This window comes from Serratia odorifera (assembly GCF_041448735.1).
Lineage (GTDB): Bacteria > Pseudomonadota > Gammaproteobacteria > Enterobacterales > Enterobacteriaceae > Serratia_F > Serratia_F odorifera.
The window spans coordinates 440,578-466,474 of record NZ_JBGMUT010000001.1 but is presented as its reverse complement, the minus strand read 5'-3'; the positions used below and the strand labels follow the sequence as shown (position 1 = coordinate 466,474).

Sequence of the window (25,897 nt, the reverse complement as noted above, 5' to 3'; positions counted from 1 at the left end):
ATGAGGCAACGGAAACCATCGGGGGAGATAAATACCGGCCGAGTCCCTTCAGCCGTAAATAGTGCAGATTGTTTTATTGCAGCTTACTTTTCCAGTTAAGACGTTCTCCGTAGAAATAAGAGTCAAAAAAGTGGCTCTTCCCGCGTAGCTTGATAAACACCCCTATCAGTAAAGCGATAAGTGTGACAGTGGCAATATAAAACTGCGGAGAATTGGCATCAAATACCATGCCCATGATAATAATAGGCATTACGTGCCAAAGATAAATTGGCAGCGAAACCTGGCCCATTTTTACTATCAGATTTTCTGATTGCATATTGATATGCTTACACCAGCCCACCAGCAGGAACAGCAACGCCACGTTAAAGACAAACCAGGCAGTGGCATCAGCGAGCGTGGCGTCGGCCAGGTAATAGCTCAAACCACCGGCCAGTACCACCAGCGGCAGCGTTAGCCACCCCGATAACGAGAGACTCCTGTCAGCCATGAGATAACCCAACAGGAAGAAAGCGTAATAATAGTAGAATCGCTTATCGCCAATAAATTTCAGCATGCCATACTTTGCTTCGAGCAGATCGGCATAGCAATACCATCCAATGGCTAACAAAGACGACAATACCAGCACCAGGGTCAATAATGTATTATTCCGATAGGCAATAAGCGTATAAATGACGAATATTATAACGGCAGGAATATACCAAAGGTGATAATAGGGATAGAGAATCAACCCAAGCACCGTTTTAATACTTACCCCTTCTCCCTGCCAAGCGGTGAATAACGCATACAGACTGTATGCTGCAAATGCCAGCAGGTAGGGCATAATCATACGCCATTGATACTTTTTTAAAATATTCACCAAACCGCCATCCAAAAACTTGCGGCGAACAAAATACCCCGTCACACCTAAAAATAACGGCATATGGAAAAAATATATTGCTCCACGGATCCCACTGTCAGCACTCCCTGGCAAGACGTGTCCAATAATAACCAGAAGTATCAAGCTTCCCTTCAGGAAATCGAACGATAAATCTCTTGCTTTCGCCATTTAACCCAATCCCAATACAAAGTTTACTTTCTGATAAAGTATTCAATAACAGGCGAGACGCGGTTTTTTGTCAATGCGGAAAAGCCTGAAAACATCCTGGCAGCGGCGGCGAACGGCGGTCTCAATCATCAACGGTAGAGGACGAGGCAACATTCAGCTATCATGAGCCACTTATTCCGGCTGATGCTCGCACTGGCCCCTGAACCTCTCGAATAGAAAGTACTGTAAACATGCGCTTATATCTCGCTAAAGGACGTGAAAAGTCCTTGCTTCGTCGTCATCCCTGGGTTTTTTCTGGTGCTGTTCAACGCATTGAAGGAAAACCGCTTTCTGGCGAAACCATCGACATTCACGACTGCCAGGGCAAATGGTTGGCGCGCGGTGCCTATTCACCGGAATCGCAGATCCGCGCTCGCGTCTGGAGCTTCCAGCAAGATGAAGACATCGATATCGCCTTCTTTGTGCGCCGCTTGCAGCAAGCACAGCGCTGGCGTGACTGGCTCGCCAAACGCGATGGATTGGATGGCTATCGCCTGATCGCCGGCGAGTCCGATGGCATGCCGGGTATTACTATCGACCGTTTCCAGAACTTTTTGGTATTGCAATTGCTGTCGGCCGGTGCGGAATACCAGCGTGCGGCGCTGCTTTCTGCGCTGCAGCAGTGTTACCCGCAATGCGCCATTTACGATCGCTCGGATGTAGCGGTGCGTAAAAAAGAGGGCCTGCCGCTGACACAAGGGCCGGTGCTGGGCGATATGCCGCCGGCGCTGCTGCCGATCCGCGAACATGGCATGCAACTGTTGGTGGATATCCAGCAAGGTCACAAGACCGGCTTTTACCTTGACCAGCGCGACAGCCGCCTGGCCGCGCGCAACTTTGCCGCCGGGCGCCGCGTACTCAACTGCTTCTCCTACACCGGTGCTTTTGCGGTAGCGGCCCTGATGGGCGGTTGCGAGCAGGTTATCAGTGTGGATACCTCGCAGGCAGCGCTGGATATTGCCAAACAGAACGTGGAGCTGAACAAGCTCGACGTCAGCAAAGCCGAATTTGTCCGCGATGACGTATTCCAGCTGCTGCGCAACTACCGCGCGCAAGGCGAGAAATTCGACCTGATCGTAATGGATCCACCGAAATTCGTTGAAAACAAAAACCAGTTGGCCAGCGCCTGCCGTGGCTATAAAGACATCAATATGTTGGCACTGCAGCTGTTGAACCCTGGTGGCATCTTGCTGAGCTTCTCATGCTCGGGGCTGATGCCTACCGATTTGTTCCAGAAAATCCTGGCCGATGCCGCTGTCGACGCCGGTTGTGATGTACAATTTATAGAGCAGTACCGGCAGGCTGCCGATCATCCGGTCATTGCCACCTACCCTGAGGGGCTGTATCTGAAAGGGTTTGCGTGCCGGGTGATGTAACTTGAAATACGCGGTTTTGCCCTCATATCTTGATAAAGATTGGGCAAAACGCGGTTTCTCAGGAGGTCATCATGATTGCCAGCAAATTCGGTATCGGGCAACAGGTTCGTCATAAGCTGCTGGGGTATTTGGGCGTCGTTATCGATATCGACCCGGAATATTCTTTGGAACAACCTAAAGCCGACGAGATAGCAGCGAATGACGAGCTGCGCTTCGCTCCGTGGTATCACGTGGTGATGGAGGACGAAGAAGGACAACCGGTTCACACCTATCTGGCGGAAGCACAGCTGGCAGGCGAAGAGCAGGACGCCCATCCTGAACAACCTTCGTTGGACGAGCTGGCGGAATCCATCCGCCATCAGTTGCAGGCCCCTCGCCTGCGCAATTGACAGTAAACCTGAGAAACGGCATCAGGGCCTGATATTACGCCAGGCCCTGTTTTATTTTTCTAGCCCCAGGCGTGGAATATCAATTTTCGGGCAACGGTCCATCACCACCGTCAATCCGGCCTGGTTCGCCAACTCCGCCGCCTGCTGATTAATCACGCCAATTTGCAACCACAGCGCTTTAGCGCCGATGGCAATGGCCTCCTGCGCGACGCCATAGGCCGCCTCGGAATTGCGGAACACGTCAACCATATCGATAGCGTGCGGAATATCCGCCAGACTGGCGTACACCGGCTGCCCCAGCAGGGTTTGTCCCGCCAGCTTTGGGCTGACCGGCGTAACCTGATACCCCTGCGACAGCAAATAGGCCATTACGCCGTAGCTTGGCCGCGACGGCTTGTCGCTGGCGCCTACCAACGCGATAGTTTTTACCTGCTGTAATAACGCGGCTATTTCACGATCTTGCATAAAACCCTCCTGTTAGTCGCCATAAAACCCCTACGACAAGTGTAACCGAACAGCCAAAACGCGCGTTAATGCAAGATACCCGCATTATCGTGGTCTGAACACCTGTCGACGCAATCGCCGATCATGACGAAAGCGGCAAACAGATGTCCAAATGTAAATACAGCCGCCGAACGGAAAAACTTTGACACACTGTGCCAGCTCCTCAACAATATTAGCTATGACTGATTATAAGGAGATAACAATGAAATTTGGTCTGATGGTTACGGGGCTACTCAGCGCCTGTCTGAGCCTGTCCGCCGTAGCTACGACCCTGAAACTCTCTCCGGATATCGATCTGCTGGTTGTTGACGGCAAAAAAATGACCGGCTCACTGCTGAAGGGCGCAGACAGCCTGGAACTGGACGGCGGACAGCATCAGTTGCTGTTCCAGGTGACCAGACTGCTGACCGATGGTTCACATCCCCAGGCGCTCTACACTTCTCCTCCCTTGATTGTGGCGTTCAGTACGCAAAACGTCAGCGCGGTTGAATTTCAATTGCCACGCATCGACAACCAGCGTGACGGACAGCGTTTCGAAAAGCTGCATAACTACCAGGTGGTCGACAATAACGGCAAACCCTTGGTGATAAGAAAGGATGTATTGCGCCTCGACGAGCAGATCTCCGATGAACGGCTGGAAAAAACCGTCGCCGATTATAACGCGCAGCGTCGTCCGGCATCGGTGCCGGCCTTTGTCCATTTACGCACCAGTAAACAGGCGCTCCCCGCCGCCCAGAGCGTGCCGCAGCAACTTGCCCCGCTTAAAGAGTCAGACGTCTCGGAACGCATGCTGCACTACTGGTTCCAACAGGCCGACGGCGAAACTCAGCGACGCTTTTTGCAGTGGGCCAACCAACATGCAAACTGAACTGCCGACGCGATTAGCTTTACGGCTAATTTGTTGATAAACGCTAGGCAGTGAAAAACAGTTTCAGTAATCTGTTACGCATCTTCTGCGTAGATCAAGGATCTCAACATGGAAATGACCACCCGCACCATCGCGAAACGTAAGCACATCGCCCTGGTCGCACACGATCACTGTAAACAGGCGCTGCTGCAATGGGTAGAAACTCATAAAACGCTATTGGCGCAGCATCAGCTGTATGCCACCGGCACTACTGGCAATCTTATCCAGCGCGCCAGCGGCATTGCAGTACAAAGCATGATGAGTGGGCCTATGGGCGGCGACCAGCAGGTTGGCGCCATGATCGCCGAAGGCAAGATAGACATGATGATTTTCTTCTGGGATCCGCTCAACGCGGTACCGCACGACCCGGACGTCAAGGCCTTGCTGCGCCTGGCGACGGTATGGAACATCCCGGTGGCCACCAACCGTTCTACCGCCGATTTCCTGATCGGCTCCTCGCTGTTTGACAGCGAAGTGGAGATAGCCATTCCCGACTACCAGCGTTACCTGCAAGATCGCCTCAACTAAGCCGGACGGCCTGATACGTTATCAGGCCCTGCTCTAGGGTTTCTTCTGTATCGGCACGCCAAGATCGTGCAGTTGCTCCACAAACACCGACGGGCGCTCACGATCCTGCAATAGCCAAACCTGGTGCTTCGCCCGGGTCAATGCAACGTACAGCAGCCGTCGCTCTTCGGCATCGGGAAAATCCTCCGGCTGTGGCAACAGCACATCCTCCACAATCGATTCACGCGCCAGCGCCGGGAAACCGTCATGTCCCTGATGCAGGCCGACAATAATCACATATTCAGCCTGCTGCCCCTTGCTGGCGTGAATGGTCATAAATTCCAGATTAAGCTTTGGCCAGCGGGTAGCCGCTTTTTGTAACGCCTCCGGTTTCAAATGATGGTAACGCGCCAACAGCAGAATACGCTCATCCGGCTTGGCGTAGCCGCTGAGCTTGTCCAGCAGGGACTCGATCTGATCCTGCGGCAGGATCGCCACCGATTTTTTATTGCCCTTGCTCAGGCTGTTCAGTGGTTTCTTTAACTGATGCGGGTTCTGCTGCACAAAACGGTTGGCGATTTCGCCAATGCGCTCATTAAAGCGGTAAGTGGTGTCCAGGGCACACTGCGCGCCTTCACCAAAGTTATCGGCAAAGGCGGTGGTCAGCGCCATTTCGGCACCGCTAAAACGGTATATCGCCTGCCAGTCGTCGCCCACCGCAAACAGGCAGGTCTGCTTATTCTGTTTACGCAATGCAGCCAACAGTTGTGCGCGCTGTGGCGAGATATCCTGAAACTCATCCACCAGGATATGTTTCCATGGGCTGACAAACCGCCCCTTGGCCAAAATGTTCACCGCCTGGTGAATCAACCCGGAGAAGTCCACCGCCCCCTCATCTTTCAGCGCACTTTTCCAGGCTTTCAACAGCGGAGCCATCAGGCGAATGCGTTTGGAAAACAGATCGCGCACTTCCTCATTGGCTTGTTCAATCATTTCCGCCTGACTGCCTCCGTGCATGCGCATCAGTCCCAGCCAGCGTTCAAGCCGACCGGCCAGCCGTTCCGCCAGCCGCTTGTCCTGCCAAAAATCGCCGTCTGGCACTTCCCATGCCAATTCGTCGATCAGCCATTGTCGCCAGCCTTTGGCCTGCGCTTTTTTCTCGCCACATTGCTGCTGCCAGGTTTTCACCAACAGTTCGCGTCGCGCCTTACTGTCGGTTTCGAGTTTGCTGATCGCCGGCGCCTTGCGACTCCCCTGCTGAATGATGTGCAGCGCCAGCGCATGAAACGTCTTCGCCTGAATGTCGCTGTTCCCCAGCCGCTCGCTGATACGCTGATTCATCTCTTGCGCCGCCTGCCGGCCAAACGCCAGTAACAGAATCTGCCCGGGTTCCGCCTCCTGACGCCGCAACAACCAACCAGCGCGGGCCACCAGCACCGAGGTTTTGCCGCTGCCGGCGCCGGCCAGCACCAGTACCGCGTCTTCGCCGTTGACCACCGCCCGGCTCTGCGATGCATTCAGCGGCGAGCTTTCCACCGTCTGGAAGAAATCCGCGTGCTGTTCCAGCATGCGCTCGGTCCAGTTTTGGTTGCGTTCGGCAACGCTACGCGCCCCCTGTTGCAACCATTGCAGGCACAAATGGTAGTCGGCACGGCAATTGTCAAAGGCCTCCAGTCGGTCCACCGGCATAGGCAATGCCTCAAACGCCTGGCGGATCTGCTGTTGCAGCTTGCCCAATTGCGAACGTTTGAACCAGTGGTCCTGCTGTTCGATGCGCTGAATACTCTGCACCTGCTGCTGCAAAACACCGGCGCTGACGTCGCTCATTTCAGCGCTCCAGCTTTGCCAGGCCTGCTGCAGATAGTGATAGAAACGCTGCGTTTCCTGCCATTCGGTACCGTGCAAACGCACCACTTTCTCATCCGGCAGTTCGAACTCCAGTTCACCCCAGACGATGCCACGCTTGCATCTGACTTCGATCAACTGATTGAAAGGGATCAAGTATTGGTGTTTTTCACCGCTCACCTCAACCCCGGCATGCAACAACCGCACACGGTTGTAAGGATGCTGAGCCAGGTGTTTCCCCAGCGATGTCGCTTTAAGTTCCATATTGGCGCGCCATGACTATGTTGAGATTGGATGTTTGCCAGTTTACCTGCGATAAGCAGTGGCACTCTAGCGCTAAAAAAAGGGTAGAATAGATTTTGCGTTTTGATAGCAAACGCAACCGCCTGGCGGTTTGGCCATCATTAGAGCAGATTGACGACTATGCGTACTGTACTGAATATTCTTAATTTTGTGTTAGGGGGCTTTTTTACCACCCTCGCCTGGCTGTTTGCCACCCTGGTCAGCATCGTACTGATTTTCACCCTGCCGCTCACCCGCTCCTGCTGGGAAATCACCAAGCTGTCGTTTCTGCCCTACGGCAATGAAGCTATCCACGTGAACGAGCTGTACCCGGAGAAAAGCAACGCACTGATTTCCGCCGGCGGTTCACTGCTGAATATCGTTTGGCTGATCCTGTTCGGCTGGTGGCTGTGTCTGTCGCATATCGCCGCAGGCATCGCGCAGTGCATTTCCATTATCGGCATTCCGGTTGGCATCGCCAACTTTAAAATCGCCGCCATCGCGCTGTGGCCGGTCGGGCGCCGCGTTGTGTCGGTCGAAATGGCGCAGCAGGCGCGCAGCGAAAACGCGCGTCGCCACTACCAGCAACGCTAATTGTCTCTACGCCCGAGGATTTTTTGTGCGCGCTTTTGCACCGGCCATACGCCGCTATGCCTATAACAGTAATCTGCTTTATAACCTACGCATATTGATTGCGCTCACCGGCACGGCGGCCGTGCCATGGTGGCTGGGCATGGAAAAACTCACCATTCCACTGACGCTCGGCGTGGTGGCCGCCGCCTTGACCGACCTGGACGATCGGCTGGCCGGCAGGCTGCGCAACTTGCTGATTACCTTGGTGTGTTTTTTCGTCGCCTCGGCGTCAATTGAACTGTTGTTTCCCCACCCCTGGCTGTTCGCCCTTGGGCTGACCAGCTCAACCTGCGCATTCATTCTGCTGGGCGCTCTGGGGCAACGCTACGCCACCATCGCCTTTGGCGCATTGCTGATTGCGGTATACACCATGCTCGGCGCCTCGATGTATGAAGCCTGGTATCAACAACCCATGCTGCTGATTTTCGGCGCGCTATGGTACAACCTGCTGACGCTGATCGGTCATCTGGTGTTCCCGATCCGCCCGTTACAGGAAAACCTGGCGCGTTGCTATCAACAGTTGGCGAATTATCTCGATGCCAAGGCCAATCTGTTCGACCCCGACGCCGAACAGGACGCCGATCTGCCGTGGATGGATGTGGCGATGGCCAACAGCGCACTGGTCAGCACCCTGAATCAAACCAAGGTTTCTCTACTTACCCGTCTGAAAGGCGACCGCGGCCAGCGTGGTACCCGCCGTACTCTGCACTATTACTTCGTCGCGCAAGATATTCACGAGCGCGCCAGCTCGTCCCATGTGCAATATCAGGCGCTGAGCAAGCAGTTTCGCCACAGCGATATTCTGTTCCGCTTCCAACGTTTGCTCAGCATGCAGGCGCGTGCCTGCCAGCAACTGGCGCAGTCGATCCTGCTACGGCAGAAATATCAGCACAATAATCGCTTCGAACCGGCGTTTCACCGCATTGAAGAGGCCCTCTCGCACCTGACGCTCGTCACGGAGAACCGCGAACTGACTAAAGCACTGTCGCATCTGTTGACCAATTTGCGCGCCATTGATGCCCAATTGGCCAATATCGAATCGGAACAGGCACTCGCCAATGGCCAGGCGGAAGAAAACAGCCTGTCAGACGATCGTCTTACCGGTTGGAGTGACATCCGCCTGCGCATCAGTCGCCACTTGACCCCGCAGTCGGCGCTGTTCCGCCATGCAATCCGCATGTCTGTAGTGCTGTGCGTCGGCTATGCGTTTATCCAGTTGACCGGCATGCAGCACGGCTACTGGATCCTGCTCACCAGCCTGTTTGTCTGCCAGCCCAACTATAATGCTACCCGCCGCCGCCTGGCATTACGCATCGTTGGTACGCTGGCCGGGATTCTGGTCGGCCTGCCGATTCTGTATTTTGTACCGTCGGTTGAAGGGCAACTGATTCTGATCGTGATCAGCGGCGTGCTGTTTTTTGCCTTCCGTACCGTGCAGTACGCCCACGCAACGATGTTTATCACCCTGCTGGTATTGCTGTGCTTTAATCTGCTCGGCGAAGGGTTTGAAGTGGCCGCGCCACGCGTCTACGACACGCTACTGGGCTGTGCCATTGCCTGGGCGGCGGTAACCTTTATCTGGCCAGACTGGCAGTTCCGCCAACTGCCGGCCATCGTCAGCAAAACGCTGAATGCCGATTGCCGTTATCTGGACGCCATTATGGTGCAATACCACCAGGGCAAAGATAACGGCCTGCAGTACCGGATCGCACGGCGAGATGCCCATAACAGCGATGCAGAGCTGGCATCGGTCATCTCCAATATGTCGGCCGATCCCAAAGCAGATAAAACCACCCAGGAAGCCGCCTTCCGGCTGCTGTGCCTCAATCATACCTTATTAAGCTATATCTCCGCGCTGGGCGCTCACCGGGAACGACTCGCCAGTGCCGAAGTACTGCAACTGCTTAATGATGCGGTGTGTTACGTCGACGGTGCGCTACAGCAGGAAGCACAGGATGGCAAACGCATCACGCAGGCGCTGGAGTCGCTGTCCGTGCGTATCACTCAGTTAACACCCGAGCCGGAAAGCAAAGAACAACTGGTATTGCAACAGATTGGCTTGGTGCTTGCCCTGCTGCCGGAACTGACCGCGCTCAATGCGCAGATCGGCGGCAGCCACTGATGGATACGCTTATGTGTAACGCTACGGGCAAAGACTGTCCTGACGCGGCGGTATGATGACAGCGTTAAACCATGTCAGCAGTTCGCTGCGCAGCTCTGTCGGCAAGGCGGCGTGATGGTAGCCGGCCAGCGCGCCGGCCAGTGATAACAGCACCTTCAGCCCCAGGCGGCGTTGTTCTCGCTGCAATCTGAGGAACGTTTCTTTCGCCCCTTGCAGGCGCAGCTCGTAGACGCCGCAGATCCCGCTACGCCAGAGCAGACGCTCCAGCGCGGCGTCGATATTCGGCAAATCCTTCAACCGTTCATGGCTCTGCTTTTTTACCTGAACCTCTTTGCGCGCCTCACGCATCGCCTGCCACGCCAGGGCAAACAGTTCTTGTCGCTGTTGCCATAACGCCTCGTCGACGTAGTAATAACGCATGACGATCGGTGTACCGCGCTTCGAATACACCATATTTGCCATGCCGCGCGCACGGAACACGCTTTCGAGGCTGCTGGTCGCACGCAGATACATTTCGCCTTCGGCGACCACGGCAAACATGATGCCGTCGACCAGCAACCCGTAGCCGCCAAACTGTGAGCGGGTGGTTATTCTCCCCAGGGCGGAAAAACAGGCTTTAGCCTGGACTACTCTGGCGTTCGTTGTTCCTTGCATAAGGTTATCCCTCGGTCATTTGCGGCAAACCATTGCCTGTGTCAATAGAATAAAAGTAACGGGAACAAGTAATTAGAAAAAATACGCATTAAACCCGACGGTGCCAATGAGAAAAGCCTCCAGCTCAAAAAATAATCGCAAATCTGCGAGGTGTTACTAAAAATTGGGTTGATCTTCTGACTGACCGCATGTACTGTATATGCATACAGTAACACTACGGCGGGATACTTTATGCGTACTCAATCACTCTACCAACCCCATTTCAGCCACAGCGCGCGTGCAATGAATCACTCGGCCCCGGTTTCCGGCGCGAACAACGAAAATGGTCTTATCAGTGAACTTGTTTACAACGAGCATCAACCCGCAGTAGCGCAACTGTTACTGCCTTTATTGCAGCAACTGGGCATGCAATCGCGTTGGCTATTATGGCTGACGCCACAGCAGAAATTGAGCAAACGCTGGCTACAGCAGTCGGGCTTGCCGATCGATAAAGTGGTGCAGCTGAGCCAAATCAGCCCGCTAAATACGGTCGAAGCCATGGAAAAAGCGTTGTTGACGGGAAATTACAGCGTGGTTTTAGGTTGGTTACCCGACCTGACGGATGAAGATAGGCTAAAATTACGTCGTGCGGCCGAGTTGGGAAATGCCTACGGCTTTATCATGCGTCCTCAACCCGTCACAAACTCGAACCAAGGACAGTGTTCGACCTTAAAAATTCACTCTTCTTTGTATCATTGAGTGAATTTAGGAGTTTTCTCATTATTTTTCTTCTTCAGCAGCGGAACCTTCTAGAGATCAGTCACAAAACGAGAGCGGCTGCGGTTCCGCACTGCATTTTGCAGCAAGGCATGGCTAAAAAATGACCAGAAAATGTTAGCAAATATGTACAATTCTGCGTTTTTTTTTAGAGCTTTATCACATCACACTTGTAACTTTCGCGCCACGTTGTAGACTTTACATCGCCAAGGTTGCTCTATAACGCCAGAAAAACTGGCAGAGTAACAAACGAGGGCATAAACCTTGGCGAAGGAATTTAACCAAGGGCTTAAAAATTAGCTTTAAAGCTCATTGCCTATTTGGATGATAACGAGGCGCAAAATGAAAAAGACAGCTATCGCATTAGCAGTGGCACTGGCTGGTTTCGCTACCGTAGCGCAAGCCGCCCCAAAAGATAACACCTGGTACACCGGTGCCAAACTGGGCTGGTCCCAGTATCACGACGTAGGTTTCTACGGCAACGGTTATGAGAAAGGCATCGGCAACGGTCCTACTCATGAAAGCCAACTGGGTGCTGGTGCGTTCTTGGGTTACCAAGCGAACCAATACCTGGGCTTCGAGCTGGGCTATGACTGGCTTGGCCGTATGCCTTACAAAGGCAGCGTGAACAACGGTGCTTTCAAAGCGCAGGGCGTTCAATTGGCAGCTAAACTGAGCTACCCAATTGCTGACGACCTGGACATCTACACCCGTCTGGGTGGCATGATCTGGCGTGCAGACTCTAAAGCTAACTACGGCCGTACTGGCGAGCGTCTGAGCAACCACGACACCGGCGTTTCTCCGCTGGCTGCTGTTGGTGTTGAATACGCACTGACCAAAAACTGGGCTACTCGCCTGGATTACCAGTTCGTTAGCAACATCGGCGACGCAGGTACCGTTGGCGCGCGTCCAGACAACACCATGCTGAGCCTGGGCGTTTCTTACCGCTTCGGCCAGGACGATGTTGTTGCTCCAGCACCAGCACCAGCTCCGGCTCCAGTGGTTGAAACCAAGCGTTTCACTCTGAAGTCTGACGTTCTGTTCAACTTCGGTAAATCCTCTCTGAAACCAGAAGGCCAGCAGGCTCTGGATCAGCTGTACACCCAACTGAGCTCTATGGATCCTAAAGACGGTTCCGTAGTTGTTCTGGGCTACACTGACCCAGTTGGTAAAGATGCAGCGAACCAGAAACTGTCTGAAGCTCGTGCTCGCAGCGTAGTAGATTACCTGGTATCTAAAGGTATCCCTGCTGACAAAATCTCTGCACGTGGCATGGGCGAAGCTGACCAGGTTACCGACAGCTGTGGCTACAAAAACGGTCGTGCTACCAAAGCACAGATCGAATGCCTGGCGCCTAACCGTCGCGTAGAAATCGAAGTTAAAGGTATCAAAGACGTTGTAACTCAGCCACAGGCTTAAGTTACCGCTTCTTAATAAAAAACCCCGCTCTGCGGGGTTTTTTTTCGCTTTGACGCGTCTGACCGGCAGTAAAAAACCCGGCCATTCGCCGGGTTGATTTATCAAACACAATCTTGTGATTATTCTTCGTCCTTGCCCAGGATCGCTTTCAAATCCTGCTTCAACAATGACATTTGGCTGGCGTATTTTTCTTTGCGTTCAGCATCTTCAATCAGCTGCACCACGGTTTCGGACAGCGTTACGCCACGCCGACGAGCCAATGCCGCCAGTCGCTGCCAAACTAAAAATTCCAAATCGATAGATTTTTTACGCGTATGCTGATGTTCTGCGTTAAAATGACGTTTACGCCGGGCGCGGATGGTTTGCTTCATCCGATTGTCCAGCGCCGGATTCATATGAGCATTGATCCAGGCCAGCACCTTGACCGGTTCATTTTCCAGCTTCAGCAGCTCGTCAACGGCTTCCTGCGCAGCGCTGTTTTCAAGGTAGCGGGTAATTGCTTCCCCTTCCCGGTGCTTTTTCACCAGGTACTTCCATTTCCAGCCGCTCTCTAGATTTTCCAGTTGCTGATATTTCATCGTGAGCTCTTCAGTGACCGCGTAACGTTAATAAGCATAACAGCTTTGCGCCAAATTTCCCCGCCAATTACGTCTCCGTTTAGTGTGTTTTTTGCACAGTCGTCGCGCGATGTCAAACTCCCTGACCGCAACTGACACTCTGCTTGTATCAAGCTGGCGTTATTCTTGTATAATCGCCCTTTCCCTTTTTGACGATTGCATCTAACACTTTGACCAATAACCGACTTGAATGGCAATCCTTGTTGCCTGCCGTTACGCCTTATCAGGCGATATTCGATTCCGCCGCTCAGTTGGCACCCGTCGCCTTTGCCGCTATTCAACCCCGGTTGGAAAACGCGCTGACGGTATTTTGCCACCCGCGTTCTCAACCACGCTTCATGCTGTTGAAAGCCCAGGAAACACGCGAATATCTGGCGTTGATTGCCGATGCGGTAAAACAGCTGCAGCCGCAACCTGGTAGCCCTGGTAGCAACTATATCGTACAAAGCGGCCAGGTTCGCGTGGAGCCGGCAACCAGCGGCGATGAGCCCTTTGCCGCCAGCGGTGCCTGCCTGTTTGCCGAATGGGTGGAACCAGAGCAACTGTTCGGTTGCGTACGCCTTTATCAGAACGATGTCTCCCTCGAACCCGGCCTGGTGCACCAGGCTAACGGCGGTGTACTGATCCTGTCTGCCCGCACGTTATTGGCACAACCGCTGTTGTGGCTGCGCTTAAAGCAGATGGTCACCCAGCGCCAATTCCATTGGGTTTCGCCGGATGAAACACGACCGTTGCCAGTCAGTATCCCGCCGATGCCGCTGGATCTGCGGCTGATTGTCGTTGGCGATCGTCACGGGCTGGCGGATTTCCACGATATGGAGCCGGAAGTCTGCGAACAGGCGGTGTATGGCGAATACGAAGACGACCTGCAGCTGACCGATACCGATGACATGGCGCAATGGTGTGGCTACGTCAATACGCTGGTTAGCGAGCAGCAATTGCCGCAACTGGCGGCTGACGCCTGGCCGCCGTTAATGATGCAGGCGGTGCGTTACAGCGGCGATCAGGGCTGCCTGCCGTTATCGCCTACCTGGCTGAGCCAACAGCTGTCGGAAGCGGCACTGTATGCCGAACAGGGCCAGATCACCGCCAAAGCGCTGGAAGCGGCGTTGACCGCCCGTGAATGGCGCGAAAGCTATCTGGCAGAACGCATGCAGGACGAAATTGAACTCGGCCAGATCCTGATTCAAACCGAAGGGGAGGTCATTGGTCAGATTAATGGGTTGTCAGTTTTAGACTATCCAGGCCACCCACGCGGTTTCGGCGAACCGTCGCGTATCAGCTGTGTCGTCCACCTTGGCGACGGTGAATTTACCGACGTTGAACGAAAAGCTGAACTTGGCGGCAATCTGCATGCCAAAGGCATGATGATTATGCAGGCGTTCCTGATTTCCGAATTGGAACTGGATCAACAACTGCCCTTCTCCGCCTCGATTGTGTTTGAACAATCCTACGGCGAAGTCGATGGCGACAGCGCCTCGCTGGCCGAGCTGTGTGCCTTGATCAGCGCACTGTCGATGCAACCGATTAGCCAGCAGATTGCCGTTACCGGCTCGGTCGACCAATTCGGCAACGTGCAGCCCATCGGCGGCGTTAACGAAAAGATCGAAGGTTTCTTTGAGGTCTGTCTGCGCCGTGGCCTGACAGGCAAGCAGGGCGTGATTCTGCCAACCACCAACGTGCGGCACCTGTGTCTGCGTCAGGATGTGGTAGATGCGGTTCGCGACGGACAGTTCCATCTGTGGGCGGTGGACAGCGCGGCGGAAGCCCTGCCATTATTGACAGGTTACCCCTACTCCGATGAACAGCAGCCGAATTTGCTGGCTGCAATTCAGGAACGGATTGCGCAGGTGAACGCACCTGAACGCCGCCGCCCCTGGCTTTTCCGCTGGCTCAACTGGTTCAACCAGGGCTGATCGGACTTGTTCAGCGTACACGTGTTAGCTAATCTGCGTCCTTCATTAAAATAAGGCTTACTGAGAACATGGTAGATAAACGCGACTCCTATACGAAAGAAGACCTCGAAGCATCCGGCCGTGGCGAGCTGTTTGGCGCCGGCGGCCCGCCGTTGCCAGCAGGTAACATGTTGATGATGGACCGCGTGGTCAAAATGTCAGAAGACGGTGGTACCCACGGCAAAGGCTACGTGGAAGCAGAACTGGATATCAATCCCGACCTGTGGTTCTTCGCCTGCCATTTCATCGGCGATCCGGTGATGCCTGGCTGTCTGGGCCTGGATGCCATGTGGCAGCTGGTCGGGTTCTACCTGGGCTGGCTGGGCGGCGAAGGCAAAGGCCGTGCGCTGGGCGTGGGCGAAGTCAAGTTCACCGGGCAGGTGCTGCCAACCGCCAAAAAAGTCACCTATCGTATTAACTTCAAGCGCGTTATTACCCGTAAACTGATTATGGGTGTGGCCGACGGTGAAGTACTGGTCGATGGCGAAGTGATCTACACCGCCAGCGATCTGAAAGTGGGCCTGTTCAAGGACACTACTGCCTTCTAACGGCAGTCACGACGGTCGGTCACGGCCGTCGTGAGTTTTCTCCCTGATTACCGTTACCGGCGTACTGCATGCGCTGATGTGTGCTACCTAGTGACTACAATTATTGTAGTAATTGAGGATGGTAATGAAAAAGACGCGTTTCGATACTCAACAGTGCCCAATCGCCCGATCGCTGGATCGCATTGGCGAATGGTGGAGCATGTTAATTATTCGTGATGCCTTTCATGGGCTGTCGAAGTTTGACGAATTCCAGCAGAGCCTCGGGTTGTCGCCGACCATCCTCACCCGCCGGCTCAAATTTCTGGTTGAGAGCGGCATTCTTTGCAAACAGGCTTATCAGCAGCGGCCGTTGCGCTATCAGTACCTGTTGACCGAACGCGGCGCTGAGCTGTTCCCGGTCTTGGCAACGCTGCTGCAATGGGGTAACAGCCATCTGGCGCCAGAAGGCATCGCCGCCCAGTTGGTCGATCGGCGCAGCGGTTTGCCTGTCACTATGCAGTTAATCGACAGCGTTAGCCAACAACCGATAACCCATCAGAATATCACGCTGGCTGCAGGCCCCGCTGCCGGTGCCGCCATGCGCCAGCGCGCCGCGCGAATGCAGCAATCATCATCAGCTACACTTATTGAATCACCCCAGGAGAATATATGAACAGTCGTCGTATCGTTATTACCGGCATGGGCGCAGTCTCCCCTCTGGGCAGTGGCGTCGAAGCCATATGGCAACGTTTGCTAGCCGGGCAGAGCGGCATCCGCCCACTGCCCGAAGCGATTGTGGCCGAGCTGCCGGTGAAGGTCGGCGGTCAGGTGCCAACCCTGCAACAGGATAGCGAGGCCGGATTTGATGCCGATGCCTCGGTCGCGCCCAAGGATCAAAAGAAAATGGATCGCTTTATCCTGTTTGCCATGGCCGCGGCCGACGAAGCCATTCGCCAGGCCGGTTGGGTCGCCGACACTGATGAAAAACAGGAGCGTACCGCCACCGTCGTAGCCTCCGGCATCGGTGGCTTCCCGGCCATTGCCAATGCGGTGCGCACCACCGACAGTCGCGGTGCAAAACGGCTGTCGCCGTTCACCATCCCGTCGTTCCTGGTGAATCTGGCCGCTGGCCATATCTCGATCAAGCACCACTTCAAAGGACCTATCGGCGCCCCGGTCACCGCCTGCGCCGCCGGGGTACAAGCCATTGGCGATGCGGTGCGCATGATTCGCAACGACGAGGCCGATATCGCCCTGTGTGGCGGTACTGAAGCGGCCATCGATACCGTCAGTCTGGGTGGATTTGCCGCAGCACGCGCCATGTCCAGCGCGCCAGCCGAAGATGCCGCCATCGCTTCTCGGCCATTCGACAGCGCACGTAGCGGTTTCGTGATGGGTGAAGGCGCGGGCATGCTGGTGATTGAAACGCTGGAACACGCACTGGCGCGCGGTGCCACGCCGCTGGCAGAGATCGTCGGTTATGGTACCAGCGCCGACGCCTATCATATGACCTCCGGCGCGGAAGACGGCGACGGCGCCTACCGTGCGATGAAAATCGCGCTCCGCCAGGCTGGCGTACAACCGGAACAGATCCAGCACCTGAATGCGCATGCCACCTCTACGCCGGTCGGCGACCTGGGTGAAATCAACGCCATCCGTCACCTGTTTGGCGATCATCCGGTGGCGGTAACCTCGACCAAATCAGCCACCGGGCACCTGCTGGGGGCCGCTGGCGGTCTGGAAACCATCTTTACCGCGCTGGCGTTACGCGATCAGATAGCGCCGGCCACCCTGAACCTGGATCAGCCGGATCCGGCCGCGGCAGGTTTGCACCTGGTTGCCAAACAGGCAGAGCCAATGCCGATGACCTATGCATTGTCTAATGGTTTTGGCTTTGGCGGGGTGAATGCCAGCATTCTGCTCAAGCGCTGGCAAGCGTAATCGACGGGATAAAAACGAAAACCTCCGCGCATTGGCGGAGGTCATTCCTCTTGATGACAGAGAGCCGCTTAAGCGGTCACAGCCCTGTCTTCCATGGCTTGTCGCCAACCTCCCAGCCAATTGGCCCGGGCATCCAATGATTGATAGGGACAAAGTTCCCTGGAACGCCCTGAAAGACCTGCTTGGTAACCACGGGATTGTGCCCGTTCCAGACGATCTCGCTTCTGTCTCTTCATGCCTCGTTTCCCTCATTTCTTGGTCTGCTGGAAAGAAAACAATGGCCGCTTTTTTGTGCAGCCACGCATAAGCAATAGCGCTAATCGCAGGGAAGATCAATGCGCAAAATTCACGCCAATGTCATATTTGTGAGCTACGCACGCAGAAAATGCTAAGTGGCTGATAACGCGAAGAACAGATTAAATAGTTGAAAAATAGCGATAAAAAAGCCGGTGAGACGACGTCAATCTTTCTCACCGGCATGCCGTTAGACTGTTTTAGAACAGGTTATACGCCCCGTACGGCACCAGGCGGGAATGCCCGGCCTCGGGGATACCCACTACAGGCGTCCGGCCTGAGCGGCTATCGCCTGCGCTTCTTGCTGCCAGCCGGTAGCCAAGGCGCGCACCAACGCATCGTAGCCGTCTTCCTGCTGCGTCAGCTCCAGATTGAACGGCCGCTTGACCACCCGATCCTGATGTTTCAGCACCCATTCGCCACGGATAATGGCCTTGCCGTCATAACGCCCGTGGAAACCGGTGATGGTGACGTTCAGCACATCCTGATCGCTGTTCATCGGTTGTGAAGACACCAGCCAACCCGGCAATGCGTTGCTGAGATTGGTGACCAGCGACTGCTGCAATTGCTGATCCAGCGGGCTGGCCCACAGGTTGTTCTGGCCAATGACGTACTGTACGTCATTGGTCTGATACACCACGCCATTCTGCGCCAGATAATCCGCCACGCTAACGTGCTCCAGCCACAGCTGGCGCGATGCGGTAGTGGCGCTGACCTGCGCCGGCGCCGCCAGAGCCGGCAGTTGATAGTAGGTTTTCTGTGGCGTACTGCTACAGGCGCCGAGTAACAGCGCCAGGGCTACGGGAATCCATTTCATCATTTTTTGGCCTTCTTCGGCTGAGGATCGTCGCTCGTCGCGGCTTCAAATACCAACGCGTTGCTCTTTTCATTCAAGGTACGCAGCACCGGCTGCAGCTCACGCAATACCTGATCCAGACGTTGCATGTCGCCAACCATCTTATTGTAGGCTGGCGAGCCCGGTTGGAAACCTTTCATGCTGCGATTCAGTTCCTGCAATGTTTTTTGCATATCCTGCGGCAGCTCTTTCATCGCCTTACTGGCAATGATGTCATTGAGCGACTTCATGGTCTGCTGCGTCTCGCGCATGGTGCGTTGACTTTCCGACAGCGTTTTGGTCGCTTCATTAATCATTGGGTTCAACGGCATCGCATTGATCTTGTCCAGCGTCTGCATCAGTTTTTGCTGTATCTGCGCCAGTCCACCGCTGGTAGTTGGCAGCAGCGGATAACCGAACAGTTCACGCGGCCCTTTCCAGGCACTTTGCTGTGGATAGAAGTCCAGATCGATATACAGCGAGCCGGTCAGCAGGTTGGCGGATTTCAACGCGGCACGCAAACCACGCGCTTCGGCGTCTTTCAGGTGTTTTTCCATGTCGAAGTTGTTACCGAGCTGCTTCTGGAAGCGATCCGGTTCGATACGGATCAGCACCGGTATGCGGTAATCGCTGTCAAGACGCTGCTCCATCCCCGGTTTATAGAACGGTACCTGCGCCACGGTGCCCAGACGGATGCCGCGGAATTCGACCGGCGCGCCCGGTTGCAGGCCACGAACCGAATCAGAGAAGAACAACAGGTAATCTTTGTGCACGGTGTACAGCGAATCCTGGATGCTGCGCTGGCTGTCGTACAGCTGATATTCCGCCTTTTCCTGTGCCTTGGCGCCACGTTCCCAGCCATCCGGTACGTCAAAGCTGACGCCACCGCTGAACAGCGTCGCCAGCGAGCCCATTTCAACCCGCATGCCCTGCGCCGACATGTCGAACGCCACGCCGCTGTCCTTCCAGAAGCGCACGTTGCTGGTCACCAGCTGATCGTAAGGCGCGGTAATAAACAGCTGATAGCGCATGGCGCGCAGTTTGGGATCGAAATAGCTGGTTTCTACCGAGCCGACGCGATAACCGCGGAACAGTACCGGATCGCCAGCGTTCAACTGACCGGACTTGTCGCTGTCCAGTACGATACGCAGCCCTTTAGCGTCAGGCGACGCCAACGGCGGTGCGTCCAGCAGTTGGTATTCCTCTTTACCTTCTTTGCCTTTGCTACCCGGTTGCAACTCGATATAGGCGCCGGATAACAAAGTGCCAAGGCCGGAAACCCCTTCCCGGCCTATTTGCGGCTTCACCACCCAGAAGGCGGAATCCTGTCGCAACAGTTTTTCCATGCCGGAGTTCAAGCGAGCCTGAATCAGCACCTTGCTCAAATCCTCGCTCAACGTCACGCTTTCTACCGTACCGACGTCGACGCTGCGGCTTTTGATTCGGGTTTTACCGGCTTCCAGCCCCTCTGCGGTAGTGGTGTATAACGTTACCACCGGTCCCTGGTGGCTAAAGTGGTAAAACAGGATCCATGCACCGATCAGCGCCGTGACGATGGGAATAATCCACACCGGCGACCAGCGTTTGATCTTTTCAATATCCGCGACGCTATGATTATTTTCCGTCACCTTGCGGCTCCTTCTTTATTGTTTCATTTACGCGATCCCAGGTCAGACGGGGATCAAACGTCATGGCAGCAAACATAGTGAGGATCACCACCATGGCGAACAGCAGCGCGCCAGTAGCAGGATAAATACTCATCAATTGTCCCATACGTACCAATGCCGACAACACGGCAATGACAAACACGTCGATCATTGACCAGCGGCCAACAAACTCAACCACTTCATAAATCAGATGCATCCGTTCGCTGTCAGCCCGCGGTTTACCCTGGCGATTGGCATCCCAGCACAGCCAGCCGATAGCAACCATTTTCAGCGTCGGTACCATGATACTGGCGATGAAGATCACCATCGCCACCGGGTAGGAACCTTCGCCCCACAGCAGGATCACCCCAGCCATCACCGTCGACGGCATTTTGTTGCCCAGCGCCTCGGTCACCATGATCGGTAACAGCATCGCCGGTACGTAGAGGATAAGCGAGGTAAATAGCAGCGCCAACGTCCATTGCAGACTGTGTTGCCGACGGACGTGACCATGGGTATGGCAACGTGGGCATTGCAGCTGTTCAGCCGGCAAAATCGCGGTGCAGCAGGAACAGGAGCGTAATCCCTGGCCAATGCCTGCCTGACCGACGGTCACCGGTCGCGTTATCTGCGGTGCCGGCTCGATATCCTGCCACAGCCAGCGGCGATCGACGCACTGGAAGGCGCGCACCTGCAACAGACAGAATAGGCAATAAGGCACAAAACTGGTGCCAACGCCGATATCGCCGTACGCCATCAGTTTGACGAAACTCACCAGCACGCCGGCGAGGAAAATTTCCACCATGCACCAGGTTTTGAACTGGAATAGCACCTTGGCCATCCAGATTTTGAGGCGCGACGGCATCCGCACTCTGGCGCACAGCAAGATAATCGCCAGCATGCAAAACGCCGGGATCAGTTGGACAAACACCATAAACAGCGTGGCCATGCTGGCGTAATCTTCGGCCACCATCACCTGCGGGATCTGGATCAGTTTGATTTCGTTGCCGATACCGGCAACGCGCATATTCACGAAAGGAAATATATTGGCTAACAGCAGCATAAACAGGGCGCTGAGGGCGTAGCCGATAGGTCGTTTGCGCGGCTCTTCCCAACGGGCACTGAGCGTCGTTTTGCAACGCGGGCACACCGCCTTGCTGCCATAGGTCAACGGCGGCAAGGCCACCAGCATGTCGCACTGCGGGCATAACATCAGGCCCTCTTGCGGCGGCTCGCCGTTGCTCGCATGGCTATGCTGCATATGATTCTGCTGGGAACACACCCTATTCCTCCCCCGACCTCAGGCCGATAGCACAAAAATAGCCCGCAGCAGCGTGCGGGCGCATTTATTTGTCAGGCGTTTTTCATCGCTTCCAGCTCTTCCCAGCGCGCGAAGGCCTCTTCCAGGCGCCCTTCCGCCGCCGCCAAATCGGTCAATACCTGCTGCGTCTCGGCGTGTGGTCGCGAGAAGAAGTTCGCATCGCCAACCTGCGCCTGCAATGCTTCAATCTCGGCTTCCAACTGTTCCAGGCGCTGTGGCAATTGTTCCAGCTCACGTAACAGGTTATAGCTCAGTTTGGCAGCCGGCTTCTTCGGTTGCTCGGTTTTTTTCTCTACCGGTTTGTTCTGACTCACCGGGGCGGCCTGACGAATCGGCTTGGCGGTCGCTCGCTGATGATGCGCATCGTAATAACCGCCGACGAAGGTGCTGATCGTGCCGTTACCTTCGAAGATCCAGCACTCGGTAACCGAGTTATCGACGAACTGACGATCGTGGCTGACCAGCAGCACCGTCCCCTGATAGCCGTCAATCAGCTCTTCCAACAGTTCCAGCGTTTCGACGTCCAAATCGTTGGTTGGTTCATCGAGGATCAGCAGATTGCTTGGTTTGAGGAACAGGCGGGCCAGCAGCAGGCGATTGCGCTCGCCGCCGGACAGCGCCTTCACCGGCGTCATTGCGCGTTTCGGGTGGAACAGGAAGTCTTGCAGATAGCCCAGCACGTGACGCGAGCGACCATTGACCATTACCTCCTGCTTGCCTTCGGCCAGGTTGTCCATCACCGTACGCTCCGGATCCAGTTCGGCGCGGTGTTGATCGAAGTAGGCCACTTCCAGTTTGGTGCCGCAGTGCACGCGGCCGCTGTCGGCTTTCAGCTGACCGAGCATCAGTTTCAGCAAGGTAGTTTTACCGCAGCCGTTCGGGCCAACCAGGGCAATTTTGTCGCCGCGCTGCACCTGCGCAGAAAAATTGCGCACCAGCACTTTGCCGCCAACCTGATAATTGACGTCTTCCATTTCAAACACAATCTTGCCGGAACGCACCGCTTCTTCCACCTGCATTTTGGCGGTACCCATCACTTCACGGCGTGCAGAGCGTTCGTTGCGCAGCGCCTTCAGTGCGCGCACGCGCCCTTCGTTGCGGGTACGACGCGCCTTGATCCCCTGACGGATCCACACTTCTTCCTGCGCCAGCTTGCGGTCGAATTCGGCGTTTTGCAGCTCTTCTACCCGCAGCGCTTCTTCTTTACTGGTCAGATAGAGGTCATAGTCGCCCGGCCAGGAAACCAGTTTGCCGCGATCCAGATCGACAATCCGCGTTGCCATGTTGCGAATAAAAGAGCGGTCGTGCGAAATGAACACGATGCTGCCCTGGAATTCCTTCAGGAAGCCTTCCAGCCAGTCGATGGTTTCAATGTCCAGGTGGTTGGTCGGCTCATCCAGCAACAGCACGCGTGGGGAACTCACCAGCGCCCGGCCCAGCGCCGCCTTGCGCAGCCAGCCGCCGGACAGCGAGGAAAGCTGCGCGTCGCCATTCAGGCCCAGTTGGGCCAGCACTTCGCTGATGCGGCTATCGAGCTGCCACAGCCCCTGATGATCGAGAATTTCCATAATCTGCGCCATACGCGTCAGGTTTTTCTCGCTCGGATCGGTTTCCACCAGGTGTGAAATGGCATGATAGGCTTTCAGATGTTCAGCCTGCTCCGCCACCCCTTCGGCGACGAAATCAAACACCGTACCACCAATGTTGCGCGGCGGATCCTGTTGCAGACGCGCCACGATCAGATCCTGCTCGTAAATCACCCGGCCGTCATCCAGCGGGATTTCCTTGCCAAGGATCTTCAGCAAGGTTGATTTGCCGGCGCCGTTGCGCCCGACCAGACAAACGCGTTCGTTGTCTTCAATGTGAATTTCGGTGTTATCCAAAAGCGGCGCATCGCTGAAAGACAGCCAGGCGCCGGACATGCTAATTAACGACATAGTAATTATTTTCCTTCGCCGGCATGGGTTACCAGCCAGCAGTTGTGAATCTGACGGTTGCGGGCAAAGTCCTGCGACAGCGTCTGGGCGGTAATTTCTTTCGCTACCAGTCCCAACGCCTGCAAGCCGGCCTGATCCATCTGGAAACCGCGCTTGTTGTTCGAGAACATGATGGTCCCGTTGCGACGCAGTAACCGTTTCAAATCTTTCATCAGCGCCAGGTGATCGCGCTGAACGTCAAAAGTGTTCTCCATCCGCTTGGAGTTGGAGAACGTCGGCGGATCGATAAAGATCACGTCGAACTGTTCGTCGGCATTATGTAACCAGGACAGGCAATCGGCCTGTATCAAACGGTGCTGTCGCCCGGTCAGACCGTTGGCGCGCAGGTTTTTCTCTGCCCACTCCAGATAGGTGCGCGACATATCCACCGTGGTGGTGCTGCGCGCGCCGCCCAGGCCGGCGTGCACGCTGGCGGTGCCGGTATAGGCGAACAGGTTGAGGAAGTCTTTGCCCTGGCTCATCTCGCCAAGCATGCGGCGGGCAATACGGTGATCGAGGAACAGACCGGTATCAAGATAGTCGGTCAGGTTGACCCATAGCTTGGCGTTGTACTCTTCCACCAGCAGGAACTCACCTTTCTGCGCCAGTTTTTCATACTGGCTTTTGCCCTTCTGCCGCTCGCGGGTTTTCAGCACCAGTTGGTTGGACGGCAAATCGAGCACCGCCAGCGTGGCGTTAATCACATCGAACAGACGCTGACGCGCCTTCTGCGCATCGACGGTTTTTGGCGGCGCGTACTCCTGCACCACCACTTTGCTGCCGTAGCGATCTACCGCCACGTTGTATTCCGGCAAATCGGCGTCATACAGGCGATAGCATTCAATGCCCTGCTGTCGCGCCCATTTGTCCAGTTTCTTGAGATTTTTGCGCAAGCGGTTGGCGAAGTCTTCCGCCACCTGTACGCCGCCGCTGCCCTGCGGATTGGCCGCCAGCTGGTAGTTCTTCTGCACGCAGTCCAACGGGCCGTTTTTGGCCTTGAACTGGCGTTCGGCACGCAATTGCAGGCAGCTCAACAGCTCTGGCGACGCGCTAAACAGCGACAGTTGCCAACCGCCAAAGGCGCTTTTCATAATGCGACCCAGCATGTTGTGCAAGGCAATCAGCGCCGGTTCGCTTTCCAGACGCTCACCGTAAGGCGGGTTGCTGACCACGGTGCCACACGGGCCTTCCGGCAGCGGATTGGTTACTTTGCTGACGTCGTTAACGTTAAAGGCGATCAATTCAGCGACACCGGCGCGTCGCGCGTTGGCGCGCGCCATCTCGATCACCCGGCGGTCAATATCCGAGCCGAAGAAGCGTGAGGTGGTTTCTTGCAGACCACGGCGCGCACGTACCTGGGCTTCGCTTACCGCTTCGCGCCACAGATCCGGGTTGTGGCCATGCCAGGCGCTGAATCCCCAATGTTGGCGGTGCAGACCCGGAGCGCGATCCGCCGCGATCATCGCCGCTTCGATCAGCAAGGTACCGGAGCCACACATCGGATCGAGCATCGGCGTTCCCGGCTGCCAACCGGAGCGCTGCACAATGGCAGCGGCGAGATTTTCCTTCAGCGGCGCCTGACCGGTGAGATCGCGGTAACCGCGCTGATGCAGGCCTTCGCCACTTAGATCGAGCGCCACGCTGGCCATATCGCGCTGCAGGAACACGTTAATGCGGATATCCGGCTGTTGTTTCGCCACCGTCGGACGACGATCGATTTTGCGCGTGAAGCTGTCAACAATGGCATCTTTCACTTTTAATGCGCCGTACTGGCTATTGCGGATCTCTTCGTTGACGCCGCTAAAATGCACGGCGAAGGTGCTTTCAACGTCAAAGATTTCCGTCCAGTCGATCGCCTGAACGCCAAGGTAAAGATCCAGATCGCTGTGCACGCGGAATTCATTTAGCGGCAACAGAATGCGCGAAGCCAGGCGGCTCCACAGTAAGCTTTGGTACAGAAGACGATCGTCACCCTGAAAATGTACCCCACCCTGCACCACTTTGCAGCCGTGAGCGCCAAGCCGTTCGAGTTCGCTTTTTAACAGTTCTTCCAGTCCACGCGCCGTGCTGGCAAACAGAGAGTTCATATCGTACTTATCACCAAAAAGAAAATTGTCGCGCATTATACCCTAAATAATCCGCGTTGCATTGAGGCGGCAGGGATGGGGGCGCCTATTACGCCAGCGTTTAGCCGCTCCCAGGGAGGAATGCGCCGGGAGGCGCCGGCGCTTCAGCGCTCGCCAAGGTGCCGCTTGTTGCACAATGGCTATGGCTAAACCCCATCGCTTGTCATAAAGTTGCCTTTTT

Annotated in this window: 23 protein-coding genes; 12 read left to right on the top strand and 11 right to left on the bottom strand. The window is 55.4% G+C overall.

From position 1 onward, the window contains the following. Positions 1–73 precede the first annotated feature (73 nt). Positions 74–1,045 carry an acyltransferase family protein gene (locus ACCC84_RS02115; protein ID WP_004964647.1) on the bottom strand — a complete coding sequence of 324 codons (972 nt, stop codon included), beginning with the start codon at positions 1,043–1,045 and terminating at the stop codon, positions 74–76. Between the two features lie 230 nt (positions 1,046–1,275). On the opposite strand from ACCC84_RS02115, the gene rlmI reads away from it, so the two are divergent. After that, positions 1,276–2,460: a 23S rRNA (cytosine(1962)-C(5))-methyltransferase RlmI gene (gene rlmI / locus ACCC84_RS02110; RefSeq protein ID WP_004964650.1), complete on the top strand. Its 1,185-nt coding sequence runs from the start codon at positions 1,276–1,278 to the stop codon at positions 2,458–2,460. A gap of 71 nt (positions 2,461–2,531) precedes the next feature. Beyond that, entirely contained in the window at positions 2,532–2,849 is a 318-nt protein-coding gene (gene hspQ / locus ACCC84_RS02105) for a heat shock protein HspQ (RefSeq protein WP_039992239.1), read from the top strand. 51 nt (positions 2,850–2,900) lie between these two features. On the opposite strand, the gene ACCC84_RS02100 is transcribed toward hspQ, so the two are convergent. Then, positions 2,901–3,314, bottom strand: coding sequence for a CoA-binding protein (locus ACCC84_RS02100; protein ID WP_088499660.1), 414 nt, complete (start codon positions 3,312–3,314; stop codon positions 2,901–2,903). A gap of 241 nt (positions 3,315–3,555) precedes the next feature. Here ACCC84_RS02100 and ACCC84_RS02095 point away from each other — a divergent pair, with 241 nt between their 5' ends. Together ACCC84_RS02095 and ACCC84_RS02090 are read left to right on the top strand one after the other, a co-directional pair. Continuing rightward, positions 3,556–4,221, top strand: coding sequence for a DUF2057 family protein (locus ACCC84_RS02095; protein ID WP_039992240.1), 666 nt, complete (start codon positions 3,556–3,558; stop codon positions 4,219–4,221). A 108-nt stretch (positions 4,222–4,329) separates the two neighbouring features. Further along, complete coding sequence (locus ACCC84_RS02090) at positions 4,330–4,788, top strand: methylglyoxal synthase (protein ID WP_004964668.1); 459 nt, start codon at positions 4,330–4,332, stop codon at positions 4,786–4,788. 33 nt (positions 4,789–4,821) lie between these two features. Here ACCC84_RS02090 and helD read toward each other — a convergent pair whose 3' ends face one another. Continuing rightward, positions 4,822–6,876, bottom strand: coding sequence for a DNA helicase IV (helD, locus tag ACCC84_RS02085; RefSeq protein WP_273867442.1), 2,055 nt, complete (start codon positions 6,874–6,876; stop codon positions 4,822–4,824). Positions 6,877–7,035: 159 nt separating this feature from the next. Here helD and ACCC84_RS02080 point away from each other — a divergent pair, with 159 nt between their 5' ends. Next, positions 7,036–7,488, top strand: a complete 453-nt coding sequence (locus ACCC84_RS02080; protein ID WP_004964675.1) for a YccF domain-containing protein — start codon at positions 7,036–7,038, stop codon at positions 7,486–7,488. 25 nt (positions 7,489–7,513) lie between these two features. Further along, positions 7,514–9,649 carry a YccS family putative transporter gene (gene yccS / locus ACCC84_RS02075; RefSeq protein WP_004964678.1) on the top strand — a complete coding sequence of 712 codons (2,136 nt, stop codon included), beginning with the start codon at positions 7,514–7,516 and terminating at the stop codon, positions 9,647–9,649. Between the two features lie 21 nt (positions 9,650–9,670). On the opposite strand, the gene ACCC84_RS02070 is transcribed toward yccS, so the two are convergent. Beyond that, a complete protein-coding gene (locus ACCC84_RS02070) occupies positions 9,671–10,303 on the bottom strand; it encodes a TfoX/Sxy family DNA transformation protein (RefSeq protein WP_371901499.1) in 633 nt (210 codons plus the stop codon). A gap of 231 nt (positions 10,304–10,534) precedes the next feature. On the opposite strand from ACCC84_RS02070, the gene sulA reads away from it, so the two are divergent. Both sulA and ompA read left to right on the top strand, forming a co-directional pair. Beyond that, the gene (gene sulA / locus ACCC84_RS02065; protein WP_039992241.1) at positions 10,535–11,041 is read left to right on the top strand and encodes an SOS-induced cell division inhibitor SulA; all 507 of its coding nucleotides are present in this window, start codon (positions 10,535–10,537) and stop codon (positions 11,039–11,041) included. A 360-nt stretch (positions 11,042–11,401) separates the two neighbouring features. After that, the gene (ompA, locus tag ACCC84_RS02060) at positions 11,402–12,478 is read left to right on the top strand and encodes a porin OmpA (RefSeq protein ID WP_039992242.1); all 1,077 of its coding nucleotides are present in this window, start codon (positions 11,402–11,404) and stop codon (positions 12,476–12,478) included. 119 nt (positions 12,479–12,597) lie between these two features. Here the strand turns inward: ompA and matP are convergent, their stop codons facing one another. Beyond that, complete coding sequence (gene matP / locus ACCC84_RS02055) at positions 12,598–13,056, bottom strand: macrodomain Ter protein MatP (RefSeq protein WP_198772736.1); 459 nt, start codon at positions 13,054–13,056, stop codon at positions 12,598–12,600. Positions 13,057–13,265: 209 nt separating this feature from the next. On the opposite strand from matP, the gene ACCC84_RS02050 reads away from it, so the two are divergent. The 4 genes from ACCC84_RS02050 (at position 13,266) to fabF (ending at position 17,518) form a co-directional block, all read left to right on the top strand. Beyond that, entirely contained in the window at positions 13,266–15,011 is a 1,746-nt protein-coding gene (locus ACCC84_RS02050; RefSeq protein WP_371901498.1) for an AAA family ATPase, read from the top strand. A gap of 68 nt (positions 15,012–15,079) precedes the next feature. Beyond that, positions 15,080–15,598, top strand: a complete 519-nt coding sequence (gene fabA / locus ACCC84_RS02045; RefSeq protein ID WP_004964696.1) for a bifunctional 3-hydroxydecanoyl-ACP dehydratase/trans-2-decenoyl-ACP isomerase — start codon at positions 15,080–15,082, stop codon at positions 15,596–15,598. A gap of 124 nt (positions 15,599–15,722) precedes the next feature. Further along, on the top strand, positions 15,723–16,250 hold the full coding sequence (locus ACCC84_RS02040) for a winged helix-turn-helix transcriptional regulator (RefSeq protein WP_039992245.1): 528 nt from the start codon (positions 15,723–15,725) through the stop codon (positions 16,248–16,250). Further along, a complete protein-coding gene (gene fabF, locus ACCC84_RS02035) occupies positions 16,247–17,518 on the top strand; it encodes a beta-ketoacyl-ACP synthase II (RefSeq protein ID WP_004964701.1) in 1,272 nt (423 codons plus the stop codon). The genes ACCC84_RS02040 and fabF overlap by 4 nt, the downstream gene beginning before the upstream one ends. A 68-nt stretch (positions 17,519–17,586) precedes the next feature. Here fabF and rmf read toward each other — a convergent pair whose 3' ends face one another. The 6 genes from rmf to rlmKL all read right to left on the bottom strand — a co-directional run bounded on the left by rmf (position 17,587) and on the right by rlmKL (position 25,677). Continuing rightward, on the bottom strand, positions 17,587–17,754 hold the full coding sequence (rmf, locus tag ACCC84_RS02030; protein ID WP_004964703.1) for a ribosome modulation factor: 168 nt from the start codon (positions 17,752–17,754) through the stop codon (positions 17,587–17,589). Between the two features lie 320 nt (positions 17,755–18,074). Next, positions 18,075–18,632, bottom strand: a complete 558-nt coding sequence (gene pqiC / locus ACCC84_RS02025; RefSeq protein ID WP_004964706.1) for a membrane integrity-associated transporter subunit PqiC — start codon at positions 18,630–18,632, stop codon at positions 18,075–18,077. Continuing rightward, complete coding sequence (gene pqiB / locus ACCC84_RS02020; RefSeq protein WP_004964709.1) at positions 18,629–20,275, bottom strand: intermembrane transport protein PqiB; 1,647 nt, start codon at positions 20,273–20,275, stop codon at positions 18,629–18,631. Before pqiB ends, pqiC begins: the two co-directional genes overlap by 4 nt. Beyond that, positions 20,262–21,554 (bottom strand): membrane integrity-associated transporter subunit PqiA, encoded by a 1,293-nt coding sequence (pqiA, locus tag ACCC84_RS02015; protein WP_004964711.1) that lies wholly within the window; start codon positions 21,552–21,554, stop codon positions 20,262–20,264. The genes pqiB and pqiA overlap by 14 nt, the downstream gene beginning before the upstream one ends. Before the next feature lie 92 nt (positions 21,555–21,646). Further along, the gene (locus tag ACCC84_RS02010) at positions 21,647–23,551 is read right to left on the bottom strand and encodes an ABC transporter ATP-binding protein (RefSeq protein ID WP_004964714.1); all 1,905 of its coding nucleotides are present in this window, start codon (positions 23,549–23,551) and stop codon (positions 21,647–21,649) included. Between the two features lie 5 nt (positions 23,552–23,556). Continuing rightward, a complete protein-coding gene (rlmKL, locus tag ACCC84_RS02005; RefSeq protein WP_088499919.1) occupies positions 23,557–25,677 on the bottom strand; it encodes a bifunctional 23S rRNA (guanine(2069)-N(7))-methyltransferase RlmK/23S rRNA (guanine(2445)-N(2))-methyltransferase RlmL in 2,121 nt (706 codons plus the stop codon). Between the last annotated feature and the right edge of the window lie 220 nt (positions 25,678–25,897).

Excerpts from the sequence above, each read along its gene's own strand:
- pqiC (WP_004964706.1), bottom strand. The coding sequence starts at position 18,632 with ATGATGAAATGGATTCCCGTAGCCCTGGCGCTGTTACTCGGCGCCTGT.
- matP (WP_198772736.1), bottom strand. The coding sequence starts at position 13,056 with ATGAAATATCAGCAACTGGAAAATCTAGAGAGCGGCTGGAAATGGAAG.
- helD (WP_273867442.1), bottom strand. The coding sequence starts at position 6,876 with ATGGAACTTAAAGCGACATCGCTGGGGAAACACCTGGCTCAGCATCCT.
- hspQ (WP_039992239.1), top strand. The coding sequence starts at position 2,532 with ATGATTGCCAGCAAATTCGGTATCGGGCAACAGGTTCGTCATAAGCTG.
- ACCC84_RS02080 (WP_004964675.1), top strand. The coding sequence starts at position 7,036 with ATGCGTACTGTACTGAATATTCTTAATTTTGTGTTAGGGGGCTTTTTT.
- ACCC84_RS02095 (WP_039992240.1), top strand. The coding sequence starts at position 3,556 with ATGAAATTTGGTCTGATGGTTACGGGGCTACTCAGCGCCTGTCTGAGC.
- sulA (WP_039992241.1), top strand. The coding sequence starts at position 10,535 with ATGCGTACTCAATCACTCTACCAACCCCATTTCAGCCACAGCGCGCGT.
- rlmKL (WP_088499919.1), bottom strand. The coding sequence starts at position 25,677 with ATGAACTCTCTGTTTGCCAGCACGGCGCGTGGACTGGAAGAACTGTTA.
- fabA (WP_004964696.1), top strand. The coding sequence starts at position 15,080 with ATGGTAGATAAACGCGACTCCTATACGAAAGAAGACCTCGAAGCATCC.
- fabF (WP_004964701.1), top strand. The coding sequence starts at position 16,247 with ATGAACAGTCGTCGTATCGTTATTACCGGCATGGGCGCAGTCTCCCCT.
- ACCC84_RS02040 (WP_039992245.1), top strand. The coding sequence starts at position 15,723 with ATGAAAAAGACGCGTTTCGATACTCAACAGTGCCCAATCGCCCGATCG.
- ACCC84_RS02070 (WP_371901499.1), bottom strand. The coding sequence starts at position 10,303 with ATGCAAGGAACAACGAACGCCAGAGTAGTCCAGGCTAAAGCCTGTTTT.
- rmf (WP_004964703.1), bottom strand. The coding sequence starts at position 17,754 with ATGAAGAGACAGAAGCGAGATCGTCTGGAACGGGCACAATCCCGTGGT.
- ompA (WP_039992242.1), top strand. The coding sequence starts at position 11,402 with ATGAAAAAGACAGCTATCGCATTAGCAGTGGCACTGGCTGGTTTCGCT.
- rlmI (WP_004964650.1), top strand. The coding sequence starts at position 1,276 with ATGCGCTTATATCTCGCTAAAGGACGTGAAAAGTCCTTGCTTCGTCGT.
- ACCC84_RS02100 (WP_088499660.1), bottom strand. The coding sequence starts at position 3,314 with ATGCAAGATCGTGAAATAGCCGCGTTATTACAGCAGGTAAAAACTATC.
- ACCC84_RS02090 (WP_004964668.1), top strand. The coding sequence starts at position 4,330 with ATGGAAATGACCACCCGCACCATCGCGAAACGTAAGCACATCGCCCTG.
- ACCC84_RS02115 (WP_004964647.1), bottom strand. The coding sequence starts at position 1,045 with ATGGCGAAAGCAAGAGATTTATCGTTCGATTTCCTGAAGGGAAGCTTG.
- ACCC84_RS02010 (WP_004964714.1), bottom strand. The coding sequence starts at position 23,551 with ATGTCGTTAATTAGCATGTCCGGCGCCTGGCTGTCTTTCAGCGATGCG.
- pqiA (WP_004964711.1), bottom strand. The coding sequence starts at position 21,554 with ATGCAGCATAGCCATGCGAGCAACGGCGAGCCGCCGCAAGAGGGCCTG.